Here is a 24558-nt window from a genome sequence, read left to right on the forward strand (position 1 = left end):
TTCATTATGTGGAATAAAATGCTTAACTTTGCCACCGCAATAGGTTCACTATAGACTGTGATTAAAATGGGAACAGGGTGAGAATCCCCGACAGTCCCGCTGCTGTGATTTGTCCTTATTGGTCACAAACAACAATGTCACTGACTGCATCTAAGCCAATCGGGAAGACGTTTGTGTCCGGACATTAAGTCAGAAGACCTGCCATTGCGGAGTTGTTCTTCATCAATGCCTCGCGGAAAAGGCTTGTGAAGAGAATCAATTATTTCCTTTTGTTGGGATGAGAATATACGTGTTGGCATTTATGAGTGCCGCCATATCTTGCTGCTATTCGCAGGAACACGCACACGGGAGGCTCGACAGCGTCCAGCATGTGCGTGAAGTGGTGGTCGTGTCAAAGCCTTCCGGGCGCGATGTCGTACCAGCCCAGCGCCTCAACGGAGAGCAGCTGGAGCGGCTTGGCAGCTATTCGGTGGCCGATGCCATGAGATATTTCTCCGGCATACAGATTAAAGACTATGGCGGGGTGGGCGGAATAAAGACCATAAACGTGAGGAGCATGGGCAGCAGTCACCTCGGGGTGTATTACGACGGGGTGGAGTTGGGCAATGCGCAGAACGGCCAGGTAGACCTCGGACAGTTCTCTTTGGACAACGTCGAGGAGATTGCGCTGTACAACGGGCAGAAGAGTGCCATCTTCCAACCGGCCAGCGACTTCGGCAATGCTGGCTCGGTGTACATACGCACAAAGGCCCCGAGCTTTGCCGCCGGCAAGCCCTACAACCTCAAGACGAAGGTAAAGTACGGGTCGAGTGGCGAAGTGTGGAGCTTCTCGTCGCTCTACGAGCAGCGCCTGTCGAGTGCCGTCAGCTCGTCGGTGAGCGTCGGGGCACTGACGGCGACGGGCAAATACAAGTTCCGTTACAGGCGCAGCAACACCGACGGGACAACGGCCTACGACACCACTGCCGTGCGCCAGAACGGCGACATGTGGGCCATCAGGGCCGAGGCCAACCTGTATGGGATGATGAATGGCGGCAACTGGATGTTCAAGGCCTACACATACAACTCGGAAAGAGGCATACCCGGCGCCATTGTAAACAACGTATGGCGGCGCGGGGAGCGCCAGTGGGACCACAACACCTTCTTTCAGGGAAGCCTGCGGAAGGAATTCTCTGAGCGGTTCAGTTCGCGCCTGACGGCAAAATACGCTTATTATGATACGCACTATGTCAACAACGACACTACGACCATGCTCATAGACAACTATTACAAGCAGCAGGAGGTGTATGTGTCGCTGGCCAATGTGTATGAGATACTGAAGGGTTGGAGCGCTTCGGTGAGCTATGATTTCAAGTGGAACAAGCTCAATTCCGACCTGCGCAACTTTGTTTTCCCCCGCCGATACTCACATTACGTATCTGTGGCAACGGCCTACGACGGCAAGGTGGTGAAGGTGCAGGGCAGCCTGCTGGGCACGTTTGTGAAAGACAACGCCACAAACCAGGCCGGGCGTTCGGCTGTGAGCATGGTCACCCCGGCTGCGTTCGTAAGCGTTTACCCCTTTTCTTCGCCTGCGTTCGCATTGCGGGCGTTTGCAAAGAAAAGTTTCCGCATGCCCACGTTCAACGAACTCTACTATACCGAAGTGGGCAACGCGTCGCTCAAGCCCGAGACGGCCATACAGTACAACCTTGGCTTTGTGCTCTCAACAGACTCGGGGCCATCGTGGCTTGGCCGCCTCAGTTTGCAGGCCGACGGCTATTACAACACCGTCCACGACAAGGTAGTGGCCTATCCCAAGGGCCAGCAGTTCCGGTGGACCATGCTAAACCTCGGGCGGGTTCATATAGCGGGAGTCGACGTGCAGGCTCAGGCCGACATCCGGCCGGCGCGCCATCTGGGCCTGTCTGCCCGTTTGCAGTACACATTCCAGCAAGCGCACGACGTCACTTCGCCATCGCTGTCATATTACGAAGACCAGATTCCATATATACCAAGGCACAGCGGGTCGGCCATAATAGCCTTGAGCTACAAGGGGCTCGACTTTAATTACAGTTTCATTTACGTTGGCGAGCGTTACAGCCAGCAGGAAAACATACCCGTAAACCATGTCCAGCCATGGTATACAAGCGACTTGGGGCTGACTTACAGGGTGCGTATCGGCAAGGTGGAGGCAAGGTTTGCTGTAGAGGTAAACAACCTGTTCAGCCAGGATTATGACGTGATACTCAACTATCCGATGCCAAAGCGCAATTATGCGGCGTCGGTTGAAATAACTATCTAATGTGGAATAAAGCATATAAATCTGTGATGAAGAAGGCAATATTCATTCTTATGGCCGCTCTGGCGGTGGCTGCATGCCGCGAAGACGAGCTCGTCATCCCCTCCGACACACAAGACACCGGGGGCAACTCTGTGGGTGGCAGCATCGTGGGCATGTATGTGCTTTGCGAGGGAAACATGGGAACGAACAAGGCATCGGTTGACTATCTCGACTTGTCGGGCAACGGGTCGAATGTGGTTTACCATCGAAACATATACCCGGAGCGCAATCCCACCGAGGTCAAGGAGCTGGGTGACGTAGGCAATGACATCAAGGTGAACGGCAACAGGATGTGGATGGTCATCAACTGCTCAAACATGGTGGTGGTGGCCACGGCCGACTCTTGCCGCAAGGTGGCGAAAATAGACATACCGAATTGCCGCTATGTCACCTTCGACGGGGCTTTCGCCTATGTCAGTTCGTATGTGGGCCCTGTCGAGGTGGGCGGAACCGAGCACCTCGGGCGGGTTTACAAGGTTGACACGGCAAGCTACAAAAAGGTCGATTCGGTCACAGTGGGCTACCAGCCCGAGGAGATGGCCGTGCTCGGAGGCAAGCTCTATGTGGCCAACAGTGGCGGTTACCTGCTCGACCACCGCGAGAAGACGGTCAGCGTGGTCGACTTGGCTTCGTTCACTGAGGAGGGCAAGATTGAGGTTGCGCCCAACTTGCACCGCCTCAGGGCCGACAGGCACGGGCGTTTGTGGGCAACGTCGCGTGGCGACTACTGGACAGAGCCGTCGCGCCTGTTCCGTCTGACGCTCGATGCCGCTGGGACGTCGGCCTCTGTCGACACGCTCGACATACCCGTGTCAGACCTTTGCATCGTCGGCGACTCGCTTTACTATATCGGTGTAGAGTGGAGCTATGAGACCTCGAGCAACAAGATAGGGCATGGCATAGTCGATGTGGCCAGGGCCGAGCCGCTGGCTTCGTCGCTCACTTCGGCCCCGGAGTTTTCGGATATAACTCTGCCTTATGGCATAATCGTCAACCCCGAAGACCGCGACTTTTATGTAATGGATGCAAAAGACTACCTGTCGAGCGGGCAGCTCTATCACTTCCGTGCCGACGGCACGTTTGAGTGGCGTGTGTGGACAGGCGACATACCCGGTCATGCTGCATTTGTATATAAGTGAAAACCAGCGCGGCCGGCCTGCGGCCATTGTCAATATTGATTGCAGTCTTGGCCTGGCCATGCAATGCGCTGGCAGACAGCGAGTTGCAATATGGGCTGTTTCGCAGCCTGAAACGGGCCGTTTCATACGGCCAAACGGCCCTTGTCTCAATGCCGTACGGCGCTTTTGGCAATCCCGGCAGGTTGCAGGGGCGGCCCGGTTGGCGCCATGTAAACTAATTTCATCGGTTATGCTACCGCTTCGCTTATTTTTAATCATTTTAGTATATGGTGTAATATAAACAGTATATGGAGAAAAAGTTACTATTATTATCTATGGTTGCGACAGCGGCTTCCGTGTCTTACGGACAGCGCATGGATGCCGTAACCGAGCACAGTAAGTACATCAAGGCTGTTGACGAGTATGTGCCTGCACCCGGACAGTTTGTAAACACTATGCCGAAGTATGAAGAAGGCGACGACGCAGCGGCAATGGTTGCAAAGTGTACCGAGGCCATTGCGGGCAACAAGCGCGGCATGATATGCCTTGGGGCTTACGGAGGCTATGTCACGTTTCACTTCGACCACAGCATTGCCAACGTAAGCGGGCAGAGAGACATTTACATCAGCGGCAATGCCATTGGCAGCGGAGCCGAGCCGGGCATAGTGATGGTGTCTAAGGATGCCAACCACAACGGGTTGCCCGACGACGAGTGGTATGAGCTGGCGGGCAGTGCCGACGTCGACAGTGTGGGCAAGGTGGTGTACGGATATGAGATAACCTATTCGCTCGATGCCATGAACAACGTGCCATGGACAGACAACCAGGGCAACAGCGGCACCGTTGACAGGAACGCGTTCCACCGGCAGGAATACTTCCCTCTGTGGCTTGAAAGCCCTCTCGAGTTCAGTGGCACACTGCTGCCCGACAACGCTTACAACCGTGCTTCGGGTGCGTCGGAGTTTTGGGTGCGCGATGCCTTGCGCTACGGATATGTAGACAATGTGGCCAACACCGATTCTGCAGGCTGCAGCTTTGACATCGACTGGGCAGTAGACGCCGGGCGCAATCCGGTGAGCATAGATTTCGTTGATTTCGTCCGCGTTTACACCGGGATCAACCAAGTGTGTGGATGGACTGGCGAAACGTCTACTGAGGTGACCGGGGCAGAAGACCTGCACCTGCAGGCATCGCTCGACGCCATCATGGCTTCGCCGCTTCAGGCTGCCACATTCGAGGAAATGGCCCTCGGAACAGACGGATATTGGAACGGCTCAGACACTACGGGCGTAAAGACCGACGGCGGTTACGGGTCGGTGGCTTATGCCAACAGCGTAGTAAGCGGTTCTTTCCGGTTCAACAACACTTATAATGTGACATGGAGCTCCTGGTCGGGCTTTGCCGTTTCCAACAAGACATCGGTTGTGTTTAATGGTTACGACGACCAGTATAACAGTGCCGTAGGCCACGGCTATGACGGCTCGGACAACTATGCGGTGGCATATCCCTACGGCGAGGTCGTAGAGGTTTTGAACCGCCCCGAAGGCGAGGTGCTGAGCGGGTTTTATGTGACCAACACTGCCAACAACGTCAAGGCTTACCTTGAAGGCGACGGCATGACCGGTAAGTTTGAGGCCGGCGACTGGTGCAAGCTCACCATAACGGGCTATCATGCTGACGGCAGCACGGCCGAGGTAGAGGTTTATCTTGCCGACTACCGTGCCGAGTCGGAAGCCGCCCGCGGCTACTTGGACTACTGGCAGTGGGTAGACCTGACCTCGCTGGGCAAGGTCACTTCGCTTGGCTTTGCTGTAAGCAGCTCGCATAACAATGAATATGGAATGACCACCCCGGGCTATTTTTGCATGGATAATTTAGGCGGCACACCCGATGAGACGTCGTCTGTCGCCGACAAGGCTGTAAGCCGGCCGTCGAATGCCGTCGAGACTGAGCGCTACACCATGGGCGGGCAGCGAGTGTCGTCGCCAGTGCCGGGTGTGAACATAGTGAAGATGTCTGATGGCACCGTACGTAAGGTATTTGTAAAATAAATGAGAATATTACAACTTTTTGCGGCACTGATGTGCCTTGTAGGCTTTGCTGCTTGTGGCGGCGGTACCAAACCGTCGTCACAAGCAGCTGGCGACACTGTCGATTTCAAGTATGCCAGACTGTTGCATGCCGTCAGGCACGATGGCTATACGGAGGTAAGCATATCCGACCCGTGGCACAAGGGAAAGGTGTTGCATAAGTATGTCCTTGTGCCTCGGGGCGGCAGTGTGCCCGGCAATGTGCCCGAAGGCACGGTGGTGCGTGTTCCCCTGCAACGGGTGATACCGTTTTCGGTTGTCCACGCCGGCCTGGTCATGGACTTGGGCCGTACGGAGACCATCGTAGGCCTGGCCGACGTGCAGTATGTTCGCAATCCGATGCTGCGGCGTCTGTGCAGCGAAGGCAAGGTGGCCGACGTCGGCAGCTCGATGAGTCCGGCTGTGGAGCGGATAATGGACGCCGCCCCCGATGCCGTGCTGGTGTCGCCGTTTGAGAACTCCGGCGGCTATGGTCGCCTTGAGGAGACCGGCGTTCCCGTCATCGAATGCGCCGAGTATATGGAGCCAACAGCCTTGGGGCGGGCAGAGTGGATGAGGTTTTTCGGCATGCTGATGGGGCGGGAGGCTTCTGCCGACTCGCTGTTTGCCGTGGTCGACAGCAGCTACGGTGCGTTGAAGGCCCTGGCTGCATCGGCGCAAACCCACCCGACGGTGCTGATGGACAAGAAGACCGGTTCGGTGTGGTATGTGCCGGGTGGGCGCAGCACCCTCGGTGGCATGATTGCAGACGCAGGCGGCGTCTATCCGTTTGGTCAAAATGCCGATGCCGGCAGTCTGGCTTTGCCTTTTGAGACCGTGCTCGAGAAGGCCGGAGAGGCTGATGTGTGGGCCTTCAGGTACAGCGGAAACCGTCCGGCAACCTATTCTTCCCTGAAGTCGGAGTTTCATGGTTACGGTCAGCTTAAGGCTGTGGGCACCCACAAATGCTTTGGCTGCAACGTCGATGAGACACCGTTTTACGAGGAGACGCCTTTCCGGCCGGATTTCCTCCTGGCAGATTTCATTCAGATGTTCCACTCGGAGATGACGGGCCTGCATGGCCTGCGTTATTTCCATCCCGTGGCGGAGTAAACTTCATAAAGCGCGCATTATGGTCAAGGGTGTGGCTCGCTGTTTGTGGATGCTGCCGCTGGCGGCTCTGCTTTTCGTGTTGAACTTGGTTTACGGGGCGGTAGACATACCGGCAGGCGAGGTCGTCTCGGTGTTGCTCGGCCATCCTGCCGCCAAGCCGAGCTGGGCGTTCATAGTGCTCGAGTCGAGGTTGCCACAGGCTATTACGGCCATGTTGTCCGGCGGGGCACTGGCCGTTAGCGGCTTGATGCTTCAGACGGCGTTCCGCAATCCGTTGGCCGACCCGTCCATCTTCGGCATCAGCAGCGGTGCCGGGGTGGGGGTGGCGTTGGCGCTGCTGCTCTTCGGCGGCACAGTCACGGTGGGTTCTTATTCCACCACAGGCTTTGTTGCCGTGGTCATGGCTGCATTTGCCGGTGCAATGGCCGTGATGGCCATAGTGTTTCTGTTCTCTATCGTGGTGCGCAACAATGTCATGCTGCTTATAATAGGCATTATGGTGGGCTACCTTGCCTCGTCGGTCACTTCACTGCTCAACTTCTTCGCTACAGAAGAGGGGGTTAAGTCGTATGTCGTCTGGGGCATGGGCGACTTCAGCGGAGTGTCGATGCGCCAGCTGCCGGCGTTCGCAACGATAATCATTGCCGGCATGGTTGGTGCGGTTCTGCTTATCAAACCGCTCAATCTATTGCTCCTGGGCGAAGGCTATGCAAGGAACCTTGGCGTTAGTGTCGTGCGAGTGCGCAATTGGCTTTTGGTCATCACAGGTTTGCTCACGGCAGTAGTTACAGCGTGTTGCGGGCCCGTTTCGTTCATAGGCCTGGCGGTTCCGCACATCGCCCGCCTGCTTATACCTGTGTCAGACCACCGCATACTGTTGCCCTCTACCGTCTTGATGGGGGCGGTGGTGGCCTTGGCGTGCAACTTGTTTTGCGTGCTTCCCGGTGGCGGGGGCATCATACCGCTCAACGCCGTTACCCCAATCATCGGCTCACCGGTGATTATATATATAATAATGAGGAATCGGAGCTGATGTAAACGTTTGCTTGCAAATATTCCGTTTGTTAATCTTCTGTTTGACATTTTATTGTTATCTTTGCCGAAACATTGTTTTAGGGACGTTTTCACATGCCTTGGCATGGCCTTGGTTCCTAAGTCTCTGCAGTGAGGCAGAGAGCTTGCTTTGGCAACATTTCTATTAATTAATATGAAGAGAATAACATTTGTTCTTTGGGCTTTGATGGCTATCATGCCGTTGGCCGCAGCGGACAATTCACGCATTGTCCAGAATTTCAACTTTGATTGGCGCTTCCATGCCGGTGATGTTGCGGATGCACACAGCGTGTCATTCGATGATGACGGATGGCAAAGCGTCGTTGTGCCGCACGACTTCCAGATCAGTCAGCCGTGGGTTGCACCCGCAAAGGGTGAGAAAGCCGACAACAGCGACATTGCCAGCAATGTAAAGAGCAGGCTAAGTTCGCGTGGCTTCAAGGAGATGGGCATAGGATGGTACCGCAAGACGTTCACTCCCGATGAGGCGTGGAAGGGAAAGCGCATACTGCTCGACTTCGAAGGGATAATGCTCGTGGGCGACGTTTATCTTAACGGCGAGCGGGTTGGCGGAACGGAATATGGTTACCTCGGCTTTGACATCGATGTTTCCAAGTTGTTGAAGTTTGGCCAGCCCAACGTTGTCGCAGTGAAGGCGAACACGCAAAACCCGGAAAATTCACGTTGGTACACGGGCGGCGGGCTGTTCCGCGATGTGAACCTGATAGTCACCGACCCGCAGCAACACTTCACGAGGCACCCTCTTTATATTACTACACCTAAGGTGAGCGAGGCCCAGGCCACGGTGATGGTGCAGGCAGAGATGGCTTGCTACCTCCGCGTGAAGGACTTTAAGGTGAACACAAAGATTGTCGACGGCGACGGCAACACCGTATCCGATGTGACAAATGACATTCCTTACAACCGCGGGCAGAAGGTGAATGAGTACATCGTTGACAGCGTCACCATCAATTCACCAAGGCTTTGGAGCTGCGAGACGCCTCACTTGTATAAGGCCATAGTCTCTATTTTAAGGCCGGATGGTACCATCGCCGACCAAGTATGCGAGAATTTCGGGGTTCGTTGGTTTGAGTATTCACCGGAGTTTGGCTTCAAGCTCAATGGCAAGAAGGTGCTTTTCAAGGGCAACGCCAACCACCACACTCTCGGCGCGCTCGGTGCCGCGGCCTATCCGCGTGCCATGGAGAAGCGCATACAGCTGCTTAAGCAGTTTGGCTTCAACCATATCCGTACGTCGCACAACCCATACAGCAAGTCGTTCCTTGACCTTTGCGACAAGTATGGCATGCTCGTGGTCGACGAACTGTATGACAAATGGCTCACGCAATATGCCGGCGGGCGTACAGAATGGCTTAACTTGTGGCAGCACGACGTGCCCGAGTTCGTGCGCCGTGACCGCAACCATCCGTCTGTCGTGATGTGGAGCCTTGGCAATGAGCTTCAGCAGTACTGGTCGTTGCCGTTTGCCGACTGGGGGGTTACGCCCTACAGGCTGCAGCGCGAGCTGCTCCATAGGTATGACAATACGCGTCCCGTGACTGTTGCCATGCATCCGCGGGGTCGCAACTTGAAGACCGACTCGCTGCCGGCTCCGCTCGCCTTGGAGACAGACATTGCTTCGTATAATTACAGATACATGTATTTCCCGGGCGACAGCCGCCGGTTCCCCAACATGATTTTCTATCAGAGCGAGGCCAATACGGCAATGATGGGCCCGAACTTCTTTGAGATGGACCTCGACAAAGTGGTCGGACTGGCTTATTGGGGCATGATAGACTACTTGGGAGAGTCCAATGGTTGGCCGGCAAAAGGTTGGGTGCAGGGGGCATTCGACGTATCGCTGGAGCCAAAGCCCATTGCCTATTTGCTTTGGAGCATGTTCAAACCAGACGACCCTGTGGTTCATATCGGCATAATAGATGGTGACGACAACACTGTTTGGAACGACGTAAAGGTTGGGTCGCAGCGCATGTCTGACCACTGGAACCGCAAGCCCGGCAGCTCATTGTCGTTGTATACATACACCAACGCAGACGAAGTGGAACTGTTGGTAAATGGCAAAAGCATAGGCGTAAAGAAGAATACAACCAATCCGAAGGGCCGCAACAAGATTAAATGGGACAACGTTAAGTATGAGCCCGGTTACATTGAGGCTGTGGCAAAGAAGGGCGGAAAGGTTGTGGCACGCCATAAGATAGAGACCACCACGGATGCCGTTGCCCTTCAGGCAACGCCCGACAATGAGGCATGGAAGGCCGACGGACAGGATTTGCAGCATGTCAGGATATGTGCGGTCGACAAGAAAGGCCGCCGTGTTCAGGGGGCACAGAACGACATAACGTTTACTGTTGAAGGCCCGGCTGAAATCGTTGGCGTTATAAACGGCGACATGAACAGCGAAGAACTGACTGTAGGAAACAAGCGCCGTTTGTACAAAGGCACTGCAACAGTGATATTGCGGTCGACAAGAGAGGCCGGTAAAGTGACATTGGTTGCCACAACCGACGGACTGAAGAAGGTCAAGCAGGTTTACAAGACCAACTGATTTGCTTTAGGACGACTTACGGCTTAAGCCGTTTTTCAAGTCTTACTATAGTATAAAAACAGGCCCGACACCCTGTAGTAGCTTTAAAATTGGATAAATTACAAGATTAAATTGTAATTTATCCAATTTTGTTTTGCCATGTAAAATAAATGATATACCTTTGTGTCAACATAAGGAAAACAATGATGGTTGCGAAAGATAAAGATGCATATAAGAGGCTTGAAGACTGTGGCCTCAGGCCGTCGGTCCAGCGATTGCTGATAATGGACTACTTGCTCAGCCACCATACACATCCTACAGTGGAAGAAGTGTACCGTGACTTGTGCAAGAAGTGCCCTACGTTGAGCAAGACAACGGTATACAATACACTGCGCTTGTTTTCTGAAAAAAGGGCCGCCCAGATGATAACCATTGACGATCATCGTGTATGCTACGATGGGGTCATAGTTCCCCATGCGCACTTTTATTGCAAGCAATGCGGCAAGATATCAGACATGGAGCACATGGCAGTGCCCCAGTTGCCTTCAGGCGAAAGCCTCGATGGCAATGTTGTAAGCGAAGTTCAGTTGTATTATAAGGGCTTGTGTGCAGAATGTGCAAAGTCTGAATAGTAAATAAACCAAAGTATTAATCATTAAACAATCAAATGCGTTATGAGAAAGAAGTTTGTATGTACAGTGTGTGGCTACATCCACGAAGGCGATGAGGCCCCTGAGCAGTGCCCGGTATGCAAGGCCCCGGCAAGCAAGTTCAAGGAAGTTGTGAAGGAACTCAAAGGCACAAAGACCGAGAAGAACCTGATGGAAGCATTTGCCGGTGAGTCGATGGCGCGCAACAAGTACACCTATTTCGCGTCGAAGGCTAAGAAAGACGGGTTTGTTCAGATGGCAGCCATCTTCGAAGAGACAGCCAACAACGAAAAGGAGCATGCCAAGTTGTGGTACAAGTACCTGCACGGCGGTTCAATAGCTGGCACAGAAGCCAACCTTGAGGATGCTGCAAACGGCGAGAACTATGAGTGGACCGACATGTATTCACGCATGGCAAAGGAAGCCCGCGAAGAGGGATTCATAGAGATTGCAGAGAAGTTTGAAGGCGTTGCAGCCATAGAGAAGGAGCACGAGGAGCGCTATCGCAAGCTGTTGAAGAACCTGCGCGACAAGAAAGTGTTCTCTAAGGACGGCGATGCAGTATGGCAGTGCGCAAATTGCGGCCATATCGTGGTAGGCAAGCAGGCTCCCGAGATATGCCCTGTGTGCAGCCACCCGCAGAGCTATTTCCAGGTGCGTGCAGAGAACTATTGATGAGTTAGGCATGTAATGGCGGTACAAGAGCAATTTGCCAAGTAGACATGGCAGTTGCTTCCGCTGTTCAATATAAATCGGCCCTTTTAGCTGTTTAGTCGGTTAGAAGGGTCGATTTTACACGTATTATATGTTGGTTTCTCTGTTTTTATGTTTACCTTTGCACGTGTTTTTAACTAACAGGATATAAAATCATGGTAAATCGGTTTATTTTGAACGAAGTGTCCTACTTCGGCCCGGGTGCACGCAAGGAGCTTGCCGGTGTGGTTAAGCGTCTTGGTTTCACAAAGGCATTGGTTGTAACAGACAAGGGGCTCATGAAATTTGGAGTGGCCAAGATGGTCCTTGATGAGCTTGACGCCAACTCGATTCCTTACGAAATCTTTGATGATGTGAAGCCAAATCCTACGGTTACCAACGTCAAGAACGGCATTGACGCTTGCAAGAATGCTGGTGCCGACTTCATTGTGGCCATTGGTGGCGGCTCGGCCATGGATACAGCCAAAGGCATAGGAATAGTATGCAACAACCCCGAGTTTTCCGACATCGTGTCGCTCGAGGGAGTTGCCGACACTAAGAAGAAGAGCCTGCCTATCATAGCGCTGCCCACAACCGCCGGAACAGCGGCTGAGACAACCATCAACTATGTCATCATCGACGAGGCCAACCACAAAAAGATGGTGTGCGTCGATCCTAACGACATACCCGCAGTGGCCATTGTCGATGCCGAACTGATGTACTCGCTGCCCAAGTCTCTTACCGCAGCCACCGGAATGGACGCCATGACTCATGCCATTGAGGGCTACATCACAAAGGCCGCGTGGGAGATGAGCGACATGTTTGAGATAAAGGCGATAGAGATGATATACAAATACCTGCCTATAGCAGTCAACGAGCCACAAAACCCCGAGGGACGCAATGGAATGGCCGTTGCCCAGTATATTGCAGGCATGGCCTTCTCTAACGTGGGCCTTGGCGTAGACCACGGTATGGCCCATCCGTTGAGTGCGCTTCACGATGTGCCCCACGGTGTGGCATGCGCAATGCTGCTGCCGGTGGTGATGAGGTTTAACGCCCCTGCCGCAAAGGAGAAGTATGTGGAGATTGCAAAGGCTTGCGGTGTCTACAAGGACGGAATGGATGTCGACGCCGCCGTCGATGCAGCCTGCAAGGCCATTGAAGACCTGTCGAAACTGGTGGGCATACCTCAGCATCTCACCGAACTTGGCATAACGGAGCAGGACATCCCTGCCCTGGCAGAGCAGGCTATTGCCGATGTCTGCACGCCGGGCAACCCGCGCGAGGTGACTAAAGAAGACATCATCGGGCTTTACAAGCAAATACTATAAGATAGATTGTTCAACGTGTTTCATTGTGTTTCGGGGGGCGAAACTTTGTTTTGCTTCTCGAAACATTTCTTTTATGATGTGTCGAACAGCACTTCTTGTTTTTCTGGTTGCTGCGTTTTTGTTCGTTAAGTCATAATATTTGACTGAAAAAGTTGTCTGCCTTGCGTTGCCGGGCATAGTTTTTGCAGCTATGGCATATGAAAACAAGGAGGAAAAAATTATGGCATTTATAGATTACTACAAGATTCTCGGCGTTGACCGGGATATTCCACAGAAGGATGTTAAGCGCGCATACCTCAAGCGCGCCAAGCAGTTTCATCCCGACTTGCATCCGGATGACCCTAAGGCTAAGGCTAAATTTCAGGCCCTTAACGAAGCTTACGACGTGATAGGCGACCCTGAAAAGCGGAAGAAATACGACCAGTATGGCGAGCAATGGCGCAACGCCGATGCGTACAACGCAGCCGGCGGCGGCTCGTACCAGTATTCTGGCGACGGCTCGGCGTTTGATGGCTTCGACTTCAGCAGCTTTGGCGGAATGGGCGGAGGTGGCTTCAGTTCGTTTTTCGAGCAGCTGTTTGGCGGCAAGGGCCGCCAGCGCACTCATGGCTTTGGCGACTTCGGCGGTACGCGGCAGCATACCGGCGAGATGAACGCCAACGTGAACATCGACTTGTACACAGCCTTGCTTGGCGGCGAAATAATAATACAGTTGAAAGACGGAGCCAAGATAAAGTTGAAAGTGAAGCCCGAGACCCAGAACGGAACCAAGGTAAGGTTGCGTGGAAAGGGGTATGACAGGGGCGACGGCACGTTTGGTGACTTGATAATAACATACAACGTGAAGTTGCCGACCGGCCTCAACGAGCGCCAGAAGGATTTGTTGCGCCAGATGCGCACGGCGTGAGCTGAGAGCCGGTGGTGATCCGCCGCCACCTCATAGGGCATCGACATTGGTTCCGGGCCTCCTCAATGGCATGACTCGACGAGTGCCTTTGTGGGGGCCCGGTCTGTTTTTCGGCTTTGGGCACCCGCCAGCAGGCGTGCATGCCAAGCATTGATTTTTATTTACAACGGGCGTCACCGTTTTACCACGATAATGATGCTGCAGTGTCATCAGGCCCGTTTCGAATTGCCAAATGGCCTGTTTTACTACTCAATACGGCCTGTTTTGAATGTCAAAACAAGCCATTTTGTAAGAGCCTGTTATAGTGGTTGTTGCGCATCTTTGTTCAAGTTGTCATAAAGTGTTACACAATCGATGTGTCCGTCTTCTGTGTCACAGCATTCTGGCAAATGCGCGCCGGTAAATGACCGTGTTTCGGTTGGGGGCGGACATGGCCCGATGGGCCAAACCAAACAAAAGGCGAAGCCGACCGGCGGAACATAATATATGTTATATTAAAAATGATAATTTTATTTTGTTGCCTAAAAAAAATATATTAACTTTGCGGCTCACACACATCAATTAAGAAAATTAGACAATGGCAAAGAAATTCGCCGAGCATACAGGCTTGAACCTGACTCAGGTAAACAAGGATATACTTGAGAAATGGGATGAGAACGACGTTTTCCATAAGTCCGTCGATGAACGTGAAGGATGTCCGCAATTCATATTTTTCGAAGGCCCGCCTTCGGCTAACGGACATCCGGGCATCCATCATGTCTTGGCGCGTTCAATCAAAGATACCTTCAACCGATACAAGACCATGAAGGGCTACCAGGTTCATCGCAAGGCCGGGTGGGACACACACGGACTGCCCGTTGAGCTTGGCGTTGAAAAGGAGCTTGGGATAACCAAGGCTGACATCGACAACAAGCAATCCGACAAATACATCTCCGTAGAGGACTATAACCACAAGTGCCGCGAGAATGTCATGAAGTTTACTGCCGAGTGGCGTCGCCTGACGGAGGAGATGGGATACTTCGTTGACCTCGACAATCCATACATAACTTACGACAACAAGTACATGGAGACCCTTTGGTGGCTGCTCAAGCAGCTGCACAACAAGGGGTTGCTTTACAAGGGATATACCATACAACCATATTCTCCGGCAGCGGGCACCGGGCTCAGCTCGCACGAGCTCAACCAACCGGGGTGCTACCGCGACGTGAAAGACACCACCACGACGGCACTTTTCAAGGTGGTCAACCCACGGAATGAGTGGACGGAATGGGGAGAGGCATTCTTTGCCGCATGGACAACCACGCCGTGGACACTGCCTTCAAACACGGCATTGTGCGTAGGGCCGACATTTAAATATGTGGCTGTCCAGACATACAACCCCTACAACGATGCGCCAATAACTGTCATCATGGCAGAAGAGTGCCTCGCCACCTATCTGTCTCCCGAGGGCAAGGACAGGCCGATGGAAGACTACCGCCACGGCGACAAGGTCGTTCCGTACCGTATAGTGGGCACTTATACAGGCAGTGAGCTCGTCGGCATAAAGTATGAGCAGCTCATGCCGTGGGTGAAACCCTGCCAGAAGGTTGGCGAGCACGCCCCCGCCTTTGTCAACGACTATGCTTCCGAGCATCCGGACAAGGTCTTTGAGAGCGAAAACGGCAAGGAGCGCTACGTAGAGCTTGGCGATATGGCCTTCCGCGTGATAGCTGGCGATTATGTCACAACAGAGGACGGAACCGGCATTGTGCACATTGCACCGACCTTTGGAGCCGACGACGCCCATGTGGCCGCAGCCGCTCACATACCGGCCCTCTTCCTTATCAATAAGAAAGGGGAGACACGCCCTATGGTAGATTTGGAAGGCAAATATTACAATATCGACGAACTTGATGCCAACTTTGTGGGCAACTGTGTTGATATCGAGGCTTACGGACACCATGCAGGCGACTATGTCAAGAATGCTTACAAGCCAGAGTTCAACGTCGGAGGCAAGTATGACGAGAAGGCCGCGAGCAAGGCCGAAGACCTGAACATCGTGATATGCATGGAGATGAAACAGGCCGGGACAGCTTTCCGCATCGAGAAGCAGGTGCATAATTACCCGCATTGCTGGCGTACAGACAAGCCTATACTTTACTATCCGCTCGATAGCTGGTTCATACGCTCAACAGCCGGCAAGGAGCGCATGGTGGAACTGAACAAGACCATCAACTGGCAGCCGGAGTCAACCGGCACGGGACGCTTTGGCAACTGGCTTGAGAACCTGAATGACTGGAACTTGTCGCGCTCTCGCTTCTGGGGCACCCCGCTGCCTATATGGCGTGATGAGGATGGCGAGGAGAAATGCATCGGGAGCCTGCAGGAACTGTATGACGAGATGGAGCTGGCCGTCGAGGCCGGCGTCATGAAGTCGAACCCGTTTAAGGACAACGGTTTTGTGCCCGGCGACTATTCAAAGGAAAACTACGACCGCATTGACATCCATCGTCCTTACGTTGACAATATTGTGCTGGTGAGCAGCACCGGCAAGCCGATGAAGCGCGAGAGCGACCTTATCGACGTGTGGTTCGATTCCGGTTCTATGCCTTATGCACAAATACATTATCCTTTTGAGAATAAGGAATTGATTGATAAGAAGTTGGCTTTCCCCGCCGATTTCATCAATGAGGGCGTAGACCAGACCCGCGGATGGTTCTTCACATTGCATGCCATAGCCACCCTCGTGTTTGACAGTGTGGCATTCAAGAATGTTATTTCCACCGGTCTTGTTCTCGATGCCAAAGGCAACAAGATGAGCAAGCATGTCGGCAACGTGATCAATCCTTTCGAGATGATTGAGAAATATGGCGCCGACCCGGTGAGGTTCTATATGATGACCAATTCAGAACCGTGGGATAACCTCAAGTTTTCGCCCGAGGGCGTCGACGAGGTTCGCCGTAAGTTCTTTGGCACATTGTATAATACGTACTCTTTCTTCAGCCTGTATGCCAACGTGGATTGCTTCGATTATTCGCAGCCCGACGTAGATTTGTGCGACCGTCCGGAGATTGACAGATGGATATTGTCGGTGTTGCATTCGTTGATAAAGAACGTTACGGCAGAGCTCGACGGCTACGACCCGACCAAGGCCGGCCGAATGATAGATTCATTCGTTAATGACGATTTGTCCAACTGGTTTGTCCGCCTCAACCGCAAGCGTTTCTGGGGCAAGGAGATGAGCCGTGACAAGCTGTCCGCTTACCAGACTCTGTACACTTGCCTTGAAACCGTGGCAAGGTTGCTGGCCCCGTTTGCTCCGTTCTATGCCGACCAGTTGTATCTTGACTTGATAGCAGTGACAAAGCGCGACAACGTTTGCTCTGTCCATCTGGCAAGGTTCCCCGAGGCCGACGAGCGCTTCATCGACAAGGAACTGGAAGCCCGCATGGGCCTGGCACAGAAGATTACGTCGATGGTATTGGCCTTGCGGCGTAAGGTGAACATAAAAGTGCGCCAGCCACTGCAGGAGATTATGATACCGGCGGTGGACAATGAGCAGCGCAAACACATCGAGGCGGTCAAGGATTTGATTCTCAACGAAGTCAATGTAAAGGACTTGAAGTTTGCAGAAGGCTCGAGTGTGCTTGTCAAGAAGGTGAAGTGCAATTTCCGGACAATGGGCAAGAAATACGGAAAGCTCATGAAAGACATTGCGGCAGCCATGGGCACATTGAGCCAGGACGACATAGCCCGCCTTGAGAGCGAAGGGTATCTTGAACTGTCGGTGGCCGGCCAGAGCGTTAATATCGACGTTGCCGACGTCGAGGTCATAAGCGAAGACATCCCGGGCTGGCTCGTCAGCAACGATGGCAATGTCACCGTTGCCCTCGAGGTTGAGCTTACAGACGAGTTGCGCAACGAAGGATTGGCCCGCGAACTCATCAACCGCATCCAGAATCTCCGCAAAGACAACGGCCTGGAAATTACCGACCGAATCAATGTGTTCATATCTCCAGACACCAGGATAGAGGCCTCGGTAGGCGAGTATTCCGATTACATCAGGACACAGGTGCTGGCAGACGGCATAACATTGGCGCCCAATGACGGTGCTGAGTTCGACCTTGACGACCTTAAAGCCAATATAAAGGTGGAGAAAGTTTAGATTCTTAACAAACATAACAATACTATTATGGCAGAGAAGACACGTTATAGCGACGAAGAGCTTGAAGAGTTCCGGGCTATCATTAACGACAAGCTTGCATTGGCTCGCCGCGACTATGAGCAGATGATGAGCGTGCTTATGAATCAGGATGGAAACGATGTGGACGACACTTCCCCAACATACAAGATACTTGAAGAGGGCAGTGCCACCCAGACCAAGGAAGAGCTCATCCAGCTGGCCAGCAGGCAGCAGAAGTTCATACAGGGCTTGGAGGCTGCGCTTGTACGTATTGAAAACAAGACTTACGGTGTCGACAGGATTACAGGCAAGCTCATCCCCAAGGAACGCTTGCGTGCTGTGCCTCATGCAACACTTAGTGTCGAGTCGAAGCAGAACCGTAAGAAATGAGTGAAAATAAAGGTGTATTGACGAAAGGAAGAATGGCTATACTTATCATTATAGCCATTCTTTTAGTTGACCAGGTCTTGAAAATCTGGGTCAAAACCCACATGACACTTCATGAGACCATCACGATAACCGATTGGTTCAAGATTTGTTTCATCGAGAACAACGGCATGGCGTATGGCATGGAGATAGGCAGCAAAGTCGCCCTTTCGTTGTTTCGGATTGCAGCCATATCGTTCATAGGTTATTATCTGCATCTTCAGGTCAGGCAGCATGCCCGCACCGGTTATGTCGTTTGCCTTGCCATGATAATGGCCGGGGCCATCGGCAATATCATCGACTGCATGTTTTACGGCTTGATTTTCAATGCATCATCAGTGGATTACACCTCTTACTTCGTGCCATTCGGTTCGGGTTACGCATCGTTCCTTACCGGAAAGGTGGTCGACATGTTTTATTTTCCGCTGATAGTTTCCACGTGGCCGCAGTGGATGCCGATGGTTGGTGGAGAGGATTTCGTGTTTTTCAGCCCCGTGTTCAACGTTGCCGACGCAAGCATCAGCGTGGGGGTGGTATGGTTGCTCCTGTTTTATCGCCGTGAAATCAGCCACATTTCGTTAAAGCCTAAGGATGTAAATAGATGAAGACCAGCCGTGAACATGCATCCCGTAAGCCGTTGGCGCATTTAGCCATGTGCTTGTTGCTGACGGTTTTAGTGCTGTCGTGCAAGCCCACAGTGCCTGATGAGTATATCCAGCCCGACGAGATGGAAGACATCTTGTACGATTACTATATCACGCAGGCAATGGCCGGGCAAGGTCTGAGCTATGACAAGAACTCTTATAACAAAAACGTTTATTATTACGCCGTGCTCAAGAAGCATGGCGTCACCGAGGCCGAGTTTGACTCGTCGTTGGTATATTATTATTCCAACGCCGACCGCTTGTATGGCATTTACGTCCAGTTGTCGGAGCGTATTGGCAACGAAGCCATGAGCCTTGGGGCCTCGGTCGGCGATATAAACAAGTATTCAAAGCTCAAGGCAGACGGAGATACGGCCGACATTTGGCGCGAGTCACCGTCGGCCGTGCTCATGCCAGTGGCGCCGTATAACAGGCTTTCCTTCGAGTTGAAGGCCGATTCGACATTCAAGCGCGGCGATTCGTTTCTGTTTAATTTCATGACCGACTTCCTCTACCAGTCGGGCACGAAAGACGGCGTGGCCTACATTGCCGTGCATTACGACAACGACAGCACTGCGGCATATTCATGCCACGTGGGTGTTTCGGGCATATCACAGTTGCGGGTTCCGGGAGACCGTAACCACGGCATAAAGTCCATGAAAGGTTTTATTTACCTAAACAGGGGTGACGACAACTCGCATACGCTCAAGCTGATGTTCATCAGCCAGATTCAGTTGGTGCGCTTCCACCCGGAAGAAGTGTCTGTGGCCACCGTGGCCACAGACAGTGTGCGGGCCAGTCGCGACACTATGCAGGTGAGGGCAGTGCCAACCGGCGCCAAGCTGGCCGACACTATGCCCAAGAGGCCAGCCCTGCTGAAAGCCCAACCACTGAGAGCGCGATGACAGGAAGACGCAGGCGCATAGCGGTGCACAAGGCAATCACCGATGCAGGCGAGCTTGGGTTGTGCGCGATAGAGCTTGCAGGAGGAGTGGTGGTTGGCTGCTATGAGATTGACGGCGAGCTGGCATACACCGAATGGCTTGGCGGGACGGCCGTCATAAAGACCGACGCACATGGCGTGTTGAGAGCATATTACAACGGAAAACCAATAGAATAAGGATATGGATAGAATAAAGACAAGATTGGCCATCATGAATTTCCTCGAGTTTGCAGTGTGGGGCGCCTACCTTACCTGCATGGGTAATTATCTTGGCCGGGCAGGCATGGGAGCCGAGATTTCGTGGTTCTATGCCATTCAGGGAATCGTGTCAATCTTCATGCCTACGATAATGGGCATCGTGGCCGACAAATACATTCAGCCTCAGCGTCTGCTTGGGCTGTGCCATTTGTTTGCCGGTGTGAGCATGATAGCCCTGTTTTTCATCGGGCGAAACGACGTCATGCCCGACAAGGCCACGTTCATAGCAGTCTATTCATTGAGCGTTGCTTTCTATATGCCCACCTTGGCATTGTCGAACACAACGGCTTTCAGCATACTGAAGTCGCACGGCCTGGATACGGTCAAGGACTTCCCGCCAATCAGAGTCTTGGGTACAGTCGGCTTCATTGTCGTTATGTGGTTTGTGAATTGCGCAGCCATTGATGCCAACGGATTCCATTTCACCCTCGACGAGAATCCCGGCAAGTTCCAGTACACATATATGCAGTTTCTCGTATCCGGCTTGCTGAGCGTTGTCTTGTTCCTTTATTGCATGACATTGCCGCAATGCCCCATAGAGAAAAAGCCATCGCGCTCGGTGGCCGAGATGCTCGGCATCGACGCGTTCCGCCTGTTCAAGGACAGGCGCATGGCCCTTTTCTTCATCTTCTCAATGCTCTTGGGCATGTCATTGCAGATAACCAACGGCTATGCGACACCATTCATAACCAGTTTCAAGGGCATACCGGAGATGGCCGGCACCTTTGGCGCCAACAATGCCACCATGCTCGTTTCGCTTTCTCAGGTTGCCGAGGCGTTGGGCATACTGCTCATACCGTTTTTCCTTAAGCGTTACGGCATAAAGATAGTCATGCTCATAGCCATGGTGGCATGGGTATTGCGTTTCGGCTTTTTCGGCCTTGGCGACCCGTCGTTCCCCGGCGTCATACTGTTCATACTGTCCTGCCTCGTATATGGGGTGGCATTTGACTTCTTCAATGTGTCAGGCGGACTGTATGTCGACAGCGAATGCCCACCCGACATGAGGGCTTCGGGCCAGGGGTTGTTTATGCTTATGACCAACGGGCTGGGCGCTACCATCGGCACCCTGTCTGCCGGCGCCATAATAAACCGCTATTGTTCTTGGACGCCCGACGGCTACCTGGTGGGCGACTGGCAGACATGCTGGTTCATCTTTGCCGGCTATGCCCTTGTGGTCTGCGTCATGTTCGCATTGGTGTTCCACCCCGAAAGCAATAAGACGGCCCGATGAACAAGGTGCGTTTGGTTTATTGCGGCATATCCGAGGTGGTTGGTGGCAAAGGCATGGCCGTGGTTCAGTTGGCCGACGCAGGCAAGCACAGGGCCCTAAGCGTGGTTTGCGACGGCATGATGAAGTATCAGATAGGTTTGCGTCAAGCCTTGCCGGGTGTGTCTGAGCGCCTGTTGCCCGAAGTGCTTGTGTCGTTGTTACGCGACAATGTGGGCATGGGCAAGTTTGAGATTTGCGTTTACAACCTGGCAGACGGTGAGTACAAGACTGTGGTTCAGGACACCGAGACGCTGCGGGAATACCCGATACGGATAAGCGACGCCATACTGCTGTCGTTGGTTGGCGACATACCCATGATGATGGAGGAAAGTCTTTTCATCGTGCAGAGCATGCCCTATGCGGGCCATGCAGACAGGTTGGCCATACCGATAAACACTCTTGACACGAAAAAGTTGGCCATAGAGCTGCAGAAGGCCATTTCGGAAGAAGACTACCGGTTGGCTTCGCAGATACAGGACGAGCTTAACCGCCGGAAAGAGACCGGCATTGACGTAGAGTGACAATATGAAAGAGACAAGATATTTTTATGTGCCCGACGCTGCCTCTGCCACCGAGTTGCCGGCTGACGAGGCATCCCACGCCGTGCGCGTTTTGCGCATGAAGCCCGGCGACGAAATGGTGCTGATGGATGGGGTGGGCACTTTCTTCAAGGCAGAGGTGGCTGTGGCGTCGCCCCATCATTGTGTATACAGGGTGGTGGAAGAGATGCCTCAGCTCCCGCAATGGCATGGGCGTTACCACATAGCGATGGCCCCGACAAAGCTGATGGACCGCACCGAATGGATGCTGGAGAAGGTGACGGAGATTGGGGTCGACGAGGTGTCGTTGCTAAACTGCGACAATTCGGAGCGCAGGGTGGCAAAGCCGGCCAGGCTCGAAAAGATTCTTGTGTCGGCCATGAAGCAGAGCCGCAAGGCATGGAAGCCGGTGTTGAACGACATGGCAGCGTTTCGCAAATTCGTTTCCGAGCCTCGTGGCGGCATGAAGTTCATAGCCCACTGCTACGAGGAGATACCGCGCACTTACTTGTACGACGAGCTTTGCGGTCGCGATGTGTCGGAAGCTGTGACCGTGCTCATAGGGCCCGAGGGCGATTTCACTCCCGACGAGGTGCGCATGGCTGTCGATGCGGGATATGTGCCGGTGCATCTCGGACAGAGCCGTCTGCGCACAGAGACAGCCGCCATGGTGGCCGTGATGATGATGCATCTTTCTGCGGGCGAATGAGCGTTGCCGTTGAACAGCGTTGCCGCGGTACGTTTTCGATGCAGGCAGAGTGGCCCACAGCAGCCATACAAGCCGTTTGGGCCGGCAATACGGGCTGTTTGGCACTCCGATTCGGCCCATATTGAGACACGAAACGGGCCGTTTTGCAAGCTGTTGTAAATCAGCATGATGCGCCATCGGCCCGACAACATTAATTGAAAATTAAGACATTTAGGTATGAAATACATTTTGGTTCTTGTTGCCATTGTGCTCTCCACTTTCGATGCAGCGGCACAACGACAGGACATGAGAGACGTCTTTAAGCACATGCCCGATTCCGTTTTGGGATATTTGTCGGAGAACAATCGTCTTGACATGATAGACTTCATCGATTCCAAGATGCAGGCAAAAGTAGAGAATGGCCTTGGTGGCACGTCGAGGCTCGACACCATAACCACCGACTACCTGAGATTGACGCTCACTCCGGCATCCACGGTCGAGATGCGCCTTTTGCCTTGCGCTTCAGGCAATGGCGGGGCCGACAGCACATTGGTGTGCCTCGTAGCCACCTACGGCGACAGCATCAGGGAGAGCGTGGTCAGTTATTATACCACCCGATGGAAAGCGGTGGATGGTTTGCCCGACCCGTTGCAATCAGATAAGGTAAATAATTGCTTATCATCAGATTCGCTCGTGTCGGATGGCTTTCCGGCCGTGTCGGCAAGTGTTTGCAAAGAGGCAGAATTGTCGCCCTCAAGCAACTCCATGACAATAAAAATGACCATCCCGGTGTTCCTCACAGACCGTAAGATTGAGGTAAAACCACTTGATAAGTCAATAACGCTTAATTGGGATGGAACATCATTTAAATAGTGTTAAGGCATGGGGAACCATTGAAGTAAACGTTTGTTTATGTTGAAAAAGATACTTATCTTTGCAATGTGTTTTTCATGGTATTAGATTATTAAGGTTATAGACGATTAGTTGTCGTGAGACAATTAATCGTTTTTTATTGCCTTCTCATGAACTCCGAACACGTTATGGCCGTTGCAATCGCAACGTTTAGGCTTTCTGCCGTGTCGGTTTTGCTGAAGTTGGGTATTAGCAGTTTTTCGCTGACACAGGTGCGTATGTCCTCGGAGATGCCGTTGCCTTCGTTCCCCATTACAATGAATCCATGCCTCCCGAGGCTTGCCTTGTATATGCTCTCGCCATCGAGCAGCGTGCCGTAGATGGGCACCCGGCCTGCATATTGCCTTAGCAGCGCGCCAAGGTCGGTGTAGATGATGTTCACCCGGGCCAGGCTTCCCATGGTAGCCTGCACAACTTTGGGATTGTAGGCGTCGGCTGTGGTTTGGCTGCAAACGATGTCGTCGATGCCAAACCAGTCGGCCAGCCTGATGATGGTGCCAAGGTTTCCAGGGTCTTGCACCCCGTCGAGAGCCAGCGTCAGCTTGTTTTCCGGGTCGAGCGCCCCGGTTCCCTTTTCCTCCGGAATTGGGAATAGCCCGATGACCTGTTGCGGGTGTTGCAGGAAACTGACCTTCGAGAGTTCCTCTTCGCTTATCCTGACTATGTTTGCCCTTGTCTGCGCCACTGGGCATACCCATTCGTCGGTGGCCAGTATCTTGTAGGGGGCAATCCGTTTCATCATGTCTCCCACGGCTTTGTGGCCTTCGGCAACAAACATGTTGTGGCGTTTGCGGTATTTCTTTTGTTCGAGCGAGCGTATGAGCTTAACCAAGTTCTTTTCCAACATAATTGTCAGCTTTACAAAAAATAAACAAATAATTTCAGCAAAGTTACGATAAATGTTTTAACTT

The 24558-nt window shown here is 52.9% G+C and carries 20 protein-coding genes and 1 riboswitch; of the genes, 19 read left to right on the forward strand and 1 reads right to left on the reverse strand.

Annotated features, from left to right (window positions below):
• Positions 1-23 precede the first annotated feature (23 nt).
• Positions 24-220, forward strand: a riboswitch (cobalamin riboswitch).
• A gap of 81 nt (positions 221-301) precedes the next feature.
• The 19 genes from H6B30_RS08805 (at position 302) to H6B30_RS08895 (ending at position 23608) form a co-directional block, all read left to right on the forward strand.
• Complete coding sequence (locus H6B30_RS08805; protein WP_239483807.1) at positions 302-2284, forward strand: TonB-dependent receptor plug domain-containing protein; 1983 nt, start codon at positions 302-304, stop codon at positions 2282-2284.
• Positions 2285-2310: 26 nt separating this feature from the next.
• Positions 2311-3462 (forward strand): YncE family protein, encoded by a 1152-nt coding sequence (locus H6B30_RS08810; RefSeq protein WP_205109673.1) that lies wholly within the window; start codon positions 2311-2313, stop codon positions 3460-3462.
• A 287-nt stretch (positions 3463-3749) separates the two neighbouring features.
• Positions 3750-5492, forward strand: a complete 1743-nt coding sequence (locus H6B30_RS08815; RefSeq protein WP_205109675.1) for a DUF4465 domain-containing protein — start codon at positions 3750-3752, stop codon at positions 5490-5492.
• Positions 5493-6623 (forward strand): ABC transporter substrate-binding protein, encoded by a 1131-nt coding sequence (locus tag H6B30_RS08820; RefSeq protein WP_205109677.1) that lies wholly within the window; start codon positions 5493-5495, stop codon positions 6621-6623.
• A 19-nt stretch (positions 6624-6642) separates the two neighbouring features.
• A complete protein-coding gene (locus H6B30_RS08825; RefSeq protein ID WP_205109679.1) occupies positions 6643-7656 on the forward strand; it encodes an iron chelate uptake ABC transporter family permease subunit in 1014 nt (337 codons plus the stop codon).
• Positions 7657-7830: 174 nt separating this feature from the next.
• A complete protein-coding gene (locus H6B30_RS08830; protein WP_205109681.1) occupies positions 7831-10242 on the forward strand; it encodes a glycoside hydrolase family 2 TIM barrel-domain containing protein in 2412 nt (803 codons plus the stop codon).
• Positions 10243-10391: 149 nt separating this feature from the next.
• Positions 10392-10853, forward strand: coding sequence for a Fur family transcriptional regulator (locus H6B30_RS08835; RefSeq protein WP_239483809.1), 462 nt, complete (start codon positions 10392-10394; stop codon positions 10851-10853).
• Between the two features lie 42 nt (positions 10854-10895).
• A complete protein-coding gene (rbr, locus tag H6B30_RS08840; RefSeq protein ID WP_205109684.1) occupies positions 10896-11546 on the forward strand; it encodes a rubrerythrin in 651 nt (216 codons plus the stop codon).
• 194 nt (positions 11547-11740) lie between these two features.
• Positions 11741-12895, forward strand: coding sequence for a lactaldehyde reductase (gene fucO, locus H6B30_RS08845; RefSeq protein ID WP_205109686.1), 1155 nt, complete (start codon positions 11741-11743; stop codon positions 12893-12895).
• A 220-nt stretch (positions 12896-13115) separates the two neighbouring features.
• Positions 13116-13802, forward strand: a complete 687-nt coding sequence (locus H6B30_RS08850; protein ID WP_205109688.1) for a DnaJ domain-containing protein — start codon at positions 13116-13118, stop codon at positions 13800-13802.
• 577 nt (positions 13803-14379) lie between these two features.
• The gene (gene ileS, locus H6B30_RS08855) at positions 14380-17946 is read left to right on the forward strand and encodes an isoleucine--tRNA ligase (RefSeq protein ID WP_205109689.1); all 3567 of its coding nucleotides are present in this window, start codon (positions 14380-14382) and stop codon (positions 17944-17946) included.
• Positions 17947-17973: 27 nt separating this feature from the next.
• The gene (locus tag H6B30_RS08860) at positions 17974-18354 is read left to right on the forward strand and encodes a TraR/DksA family transcriptional regulator (RefSeq protein WP_205109691.1); all 381 of its coding nucleotides are present in this window, start codon (positions 17974-17976) and stop codon (positions 18352-18354) included.
• Positions 18351-18995, forward strand: coding sequence for a lipoprotein signal peptidase (locus H6B30_RS08865; RefSeq protein WP_205109693.1), 645 nt, complete (start codon positions 18351-18353; stop codon positions 18993-18995). Before H6B30_RS08860 ends, H6B30_RS08865 begins: the two co-directional genes overlap by 4 nt.
• Positions 18996-19051: 56 nt before the next feature.
• Positions 19052-19939, forward strand: coding sequence for a DUF4296 domain-containing protein (locus H6B30_RS08870; protein ID WP_205109695.1), 888 nt, complete (start codon positions 19052-19054; stop codon positions 19937-19939).
• Positions 19936-20154 carry a hypothetical protein gene (locus H6B30_RS08875; protein ID WP_239483811.1) on the forward strand — a complete coding sequence of 73 codons (219 nt, stop codon included), beginning with the start codon at positions 19936-19938 and terminating at the stop codon, positions 20152-20154. The genes H6B30_RS08870 and H6B30_RS08875 overlap by 4 nt, the downstream gene beginning before the upstream one ends.
• A 4-nt stretch (positions 20155-20158) precedes the next feature.
• The gene (locus H6B30_RS08880; RefSeq protein WP_205109697.1) at positions 20159-21469 is read left to right on the forward strand and encodes an MFS transporter; all 1311 of its coding nucleotides are present in this window, start codon (positions 20159-20161) and stop codon (positions 21467-21469) included.
• On the forward strand, positions 21466-22029 hold the full coding sequence (locus tag H6B30_RS08885; protein ID WP_205109786.1) for a UvrB/UvrC motif-containing protein: 564 nt from the start codon (positions 21466-21468) through the stop codon (positions 22027-22029). Before H6B30_RS08880 ends, H6B30_RS08885 begins: the two co-directional genes overlap by 4 nt.
• 4 nt (positions 22030-22033) lie before the next feature.
• Positions 22034-22756, forward strand: coding sequence for a 16S rRNA (uracil(1498)-N(3))-methyltransferase (locus H6B30_RS08890; RefSeq protein WP_205109699.1), 723 nt, complete (start codon positions 22034-22036; stop codon positions 22754-22756).
• A gap of 216 nt (positions 22757-22972) precedes the next feature.
• The gene (locus H6B30_RS08895) at positions 22973-23608 is read left to right on the forward strand and encodes a DUF3256 family protein (protein WP_205109701.1); all 636 of its coding nucleotides are present in this window, start codon (positions 22973-22975) and stop codon (positions 23606-23608) included.
• Positions 23609-23744: 136 nt separating this feature from the next.
• On the opposite strand, the gene H6B30_RS08900 is transcribed toward H6B30_RS08895, so the two are convergent.
• Positions 23745-24494 (reverse strand): RNA methyltransferase, encoded by a 750-nt coding sequence (locus H6B30_RS08900; RefSeq protein ID WP_205109703.1) that lies wholly within the window; start codon positions 24492-24494, stop codon positions 23745-23747.
• Between the last annotated feature and the right edge of the window lie 64 nt (positions 24495-24558).

Origin of the sequence: Marseilla massiliensis (assembly GCF_016899955.1) — a bacterium.
GTDB lineage: Bacteria > Bacteroidota > Bacteroidia > Bacteroidales > Bacteroidaceae > Prevotella > Prevotella intestinigallinarum.

Bases quoted from the DNA above. Each gene is read 5' to 3' on its own strand.
- H6B30_RS08810 (WP_205109673.1), top strand. From the start codon at position 2,311: ATGAAGAAGGCAATATTCATTCTTATGGCCGCTCTGGCGGTGGCTGCA.
- H6B30_RS08820 (WP_205109677.1), top strand. From the start codon at position 5,493: ATGAGAATATTACAACTTTTTGCGGCACTGATGTGCCTTGTAGGCTTT.
- H6B30_RS08885 (WP_205109786.1), top strand. From the start codon at position 21,466: ATGAACAAGGTGCGTTTGGTTTATTGCGGCATATCCGAGGTGGTTGGT.
- H6B30_RS08805 (WP_239483807.1), top strand. From the start codon at position 302: ATGAGTGCCGCCATATCTTGCTGCTATTCGCAGGAACACGCACACGGG.
- H6B30_RS08830 (WP_205109681.1), top strand. From the start codon at position 7,831: ATGAAGAGAATAACATTTGTTCTTTGGGCTTTGATGGCTATCATGCCG.
- H6B30_RS08815 (WP_205109675.1), top strand. From the start codon at position 3,750: ATGGAGAAAAAGTTACTATTATTATCTATGGTTGCGACAGCGGCTTCC.
- H6B30_RS08850 (WP_205109688.1), top strand. From the start codon at position 13,116: ATGGCATTTATAGATTACTACAAGATTCTCGGCGTTGACCGGGATATT.
- rbr (WP_205109684.1), top strand. From the start codon at position 10,896: ATGAGAAAGAAGTTTGTATGTACAGTGTGTGGCTACATCCACGAAGGC.
- H6B30_RS08880 (WP_205109697.1), top strand. From the start codon at position 20,159: ATGGATAGAATAAAGACAAGATTGGCCATCATGAATTTCCTCGAGTTT.
- H6B30_RS08895 (WP_205109701.1), top strand. From the start codon at position 22,973: ATGAAATACATTTTGGTTCTTGTTGCCATTGTGCTCTCCACTTTCGAT.
- H6B30_RS08900 (WP_205109703.1), bottom strand. From the start codon at position 24,494: ATGTTGGAAAAGAACTTGGTTAAGCTCATACGCTCGCTCGAACAAAAG.
- H6B30_RS08890 (WP_205109699.1), top strand. From the start codon at position 22,034: ATGAAAGAGACAAGATATTTTTATGTGCCCGACGCTGCCTCTGCCACC.
- H6B30_RS08825 (WP_205109679.1), top strand. From the start codon at position 6,643: ATGGTCAAGGGTGTGGCTCGCTGTTTGTGGATGCTGCCGCTGGCGGCT.
- H6B30_RS08835 (WP_239483809.1), top strand. From the start codon at position 10,392: ATGATATACCTTTGTGTCAACATAAGGAAAACAATGATGGTTGCGAAA.
- H6B30_RS08875 (WP_239483811.1), top strand. From the start codon at position 19,936: ATGACAGGAAGACGCAGGCGCATAGCGGTGCACAAGGCAATCACCGAT.
- H6B30_RS08865 (WP_205109693.1), top strand. From the start codon at position 18,351: ATGAGTGAAAATAAAGGTGTATTGACGAAAGGAAGAATGGCTATACTT.
- H6B30_RS08860 (WP_205109691.1), top strand. From the start codon at position 17,974: ATGGCAGAGAAGACACGTTATAGCGACGAAGAGCTTGAAGAGTTCCGG.
- ileS (WP_205109689.1), top strand. From the start codon at position 14,380: ATGGCAAAGAAATTCGCCGAGCATACAGGCTTGAACCTGACTCAGGTA.
- fucO (WP_205109686.1), top strand. From the start codon at position 11,741: ATGGTAAATCGGTTTATTTTGAACGAAGTGTCCTACTTCGGCCCGGGT.